The sequence below is a fragment of the Streptomyces sp. M2CJ-2 genome, assembly GCF_016757295.1.
Lineage (GTDB): Bacteria > Actinomycetota > Actinomycetes > Streptomycetales > Streptomycetaceae > Streptomyces.
This window is the reverse complement of sequence record NZ_JAESIF010000179.1, coordinates 1-3,055: the sequence shown is the minus strand read 5'-3', so window position 1 is coordinate 3,055 and position 3,055 is coordinate 1. Positions and strand designations below refer to the sequence as shown.

General features: G+C 65.5%; 2 protein-coding genes. Both read right to left on the bottom strand.

The window, feature by feature from the left end; translation table 11 throughout:
* Positions 1-1,302: group II intron reverse transcriptase/maturase (gene ltrA, locus JL475_RS38460; RefSeq protein ID WP_202282842.1), on the bottom strand; the 1,302-nt coding region annotated here is incomplete at its 3' end.
* Between the two features lie 774 nt (positions 1,303-2,076).
* Positions 2,077-3,055, bottom strand: a 979-nt coding sequence (locus tag JL475_RS38455; protein WP_237409460.1) for a reverse transcriptase domain-containing protein, incomplete at its 5' end; no start/stop codon positions are given.

Sequence of the window (3,055 nt, the reverse complement as noted above, 5' to 3'; positions counted from 1 at the left end):
GAACTCGACTCCGTCGCAGATGAGCTTCCAACTGCCCGGTCGGCAGAACCGGCGGCGCAGTTCCCTCCAGCTGAGCCGGGAGTGCTTGTGGAAGATCCAGCGGACGATGCGATGCCACGCGTGGTCATCGACCGTGCTGAACACCGCCTTCGACACCCCGTGCCGGAAGTAGTTCGCCCACCCGCGCAAGGTGCGGTTGAGGCTGGCCAGCAGCTCGTCCACCTCCCTGTGCAGGTCTGATCTGCGTGTTCTGTCCTTCACCTTGTCCTTGATCGACTGGATCGCCTTCTTGGACGGCTCGGTGTAGACGTAATGCTTCTGCGTTCCTCGTTTCCGCTGCCTGCGGATGTGGAAGCCGAGGAAGTCGAAGCCCTCATCGACATGGACCACCTGGGTCTTCTCCGGAGCCAGCCGCAGCCCCAACGGGGCGAGCACGCCGGCCACCTCCTCGCGCAGGCCCTCGGCATGGCGGCGTTCCCCGGAGACCATCAGTACGAAATCGTCCGCGAAACGAATCAGCCGCCAGTTGCCCAGTCCGTGCTTCCTGCGCGTGACCCGCCGCCTGTAGCTGCCCATCTCCTGCTGCCACTGCCGGGCGAAGTGCTCGTCCAGCGCGGACAGCGCGATGTTGGCCAGCAGCGGGGAGAGAATCCCGCCTTGCGGGGTACCCGTCAGTGTTTCCTCCCGGTCCCCGGAGGTCGTCATGACCCCGGACTTCAGGAACGCCTTCACCAGCGTGCAGACACGCTTGTCCTTGATCCTCGCCCGCAGGCGGTCCATCAGGGCCGTGTGATCGATCTCGTCGAAGCACGCCTTGATGTCTGCCTCCAGGACCCAGTGGAACCTGTTGGCCCCGGAGGACAGGTGGTGGATCTCGGCAATCGCATCGTGTGCCCGCCGGTTGGGGCGGAACCCGTACGAGCACGGCATGAAGTCCGCCTCGAAGATGGGTTCGAGCACTGCTTTGAGGCTGGCCTGGACCACCCGGTCGGCGACCGTGGGAATCCCCAGAGCGCGGAGCTTGCCGCTCGTCTTCGGGATCATCACCTGTCGCACTTCGACCGGCTCGAACGCGCCCGACTTCAGCGCGTCCCTGATGTGTTCCAAGAACGCCTCGACCCCGATCCAGGTCTCGATCAGGGCCACCGTGGCCCGGTCGATTCCTGAGGTCCTCGCCCCGGTGTTGGCGGCCACGCGCTCCCACGCATGCACCAGAAACGCCGGGTCGTGAACGAGGTTGAACAGGTCACCGAACCGCCGGGAGTCGTCATCTCCCGCCCATCGGTGCAACTTGATCTGCATCTCCCGTACCGCGAGATGAGCCGAGTCAGGACCCGGCCACCTCACGGCGCCGGTATTCACCGGCGCTTCTTCGGGCATTGCACCCCTCTCCTTGCTTGGCACGCTGCCGTCCTTCCCCCTGTGCCGGGCTCTCCCCGGCTCCGAGTACCACGACGGCTCCGCCCCGCTCGCCCCCATCGGCAGGCATCGCGCCTATCCCCTCCGTCCGGCCTGGCTGGCCAGGGCGCGGGGAGCGGACACGAGCGGTTCCCACGTTCACTGCTGTTCGGTTGACGGGTTAGGCACCCGGCTCTGCCCCTGCGGCCTCGCCACGACTACGCCGTAGACCTTCGTCGTGGCCTCCCGGCCCAAGCTGCCAATACCGGACCGGGAGTTCACCGCCCTTCCGGACGGTTGCGCACCGCTGACCAGCCCATATCCGCCGGATTGGAGCTGGCAAGAACTCAAGAGGCGTAACAACACCGGTTCCTCGCGTATACCTTCCCGTCTCGCTCACCGGGCCCGGCCCATCCGGCAGTGCTGGGCCGACCCGACTTCGTCGAGGCTGCTCTCGCCCTCCCCGGCGATCCCCGGTTCAGGCTGCCTCCAGCTTCACCTCGCCGCTACGACGGCGAGACGACGGTGGTCTTCCACCTCCGTCCGAAACAAGTGAGGTCGACCCGGAGCGCGGTACTGGCCTCACGACCAGCCCGTTTCTCCGGGTCGCCTCCCGAACCCGGCGTGCACCGCTAAGCGCACCGGGCTCTCCACAAGTCCCTTGGGCTCGTGTTCACTTCACGCTGTGCTCGGCCACGGTGTCGGGATACGTGTTCCCCGGTAGTAGTAGCGCTTGGCGCTCACCCGTGCCGGATCGAACAGTTCCATCCCGCCCTCGGCGGGCCAGATGCCGTAGCGTCGGCGTAGTACCTTCCAGGGAACCCGCCGGTGCTTGCGCTCTTGCCATCTGACGATCTCCTTCCAGAGGTAGGCCCGCAGATAGCTGAAAGTCGCATTCGAGCATCCGTACTTGAAGTACGCGGTCCATCCCCGCAGCATCCGGTTGAGCTGACGCAGCAGGTCTTCGAGCGGCAGGTTCGTGCTCCGCCGGCAGACCGTCTTCACCTTGGCCATGATGGTCACCAGGGCCTTCTTGGCCGGATAGACGTAGACGTATCGTTTGCCGGTACCTCGCTTCCGGTGACGCTGGATGCGCCATCCGAGAAAGTTGAGGCCCTCGTCGATGTGGGTGATCAGGGTCTTCTCCGGCGACAGGCGCAAGCCCATCGTGGACAGGACCCCGGCGAGTTCTTCCCGCAGGGCTTCGGCGTGCGCCTTGGTGCCTGAAACGAGCAGGCACCAGTCGTCCGCATACCGCACGAGGCGGTAGTTGGGCAGACCCTGACGGCGCCGTTTTGCCCTTCCATACGGGCTGGCTCCTGGCCCGCCCGGTCCTTGGGCGATGTACTCGTCCAGGACCGAGAGAGCCACATTGCTGAGCAGCGGGGAAAGAATCGACCCCTGCGGAGTTCCGGCGTCGGTATCCACCAGCGTGCCGTCCTCATCGAGGATGCCCGCCTTCAGGAATGCCTTCACCAAGGCCAGAACGCGTTTATCTCCGACGCGCCCCCGCACCCGATCCATAAGGGCGGAGTGCGAGATCTCGTCGAAGCAGGCTTTGATGTCACCCTCGACCACCCACTCGTACGAGCGGGATGCGAAATGGTGCACCTCTGCCACCGCGTCGTGAGCCCGGCGATTCGGACGGAACCCGTAG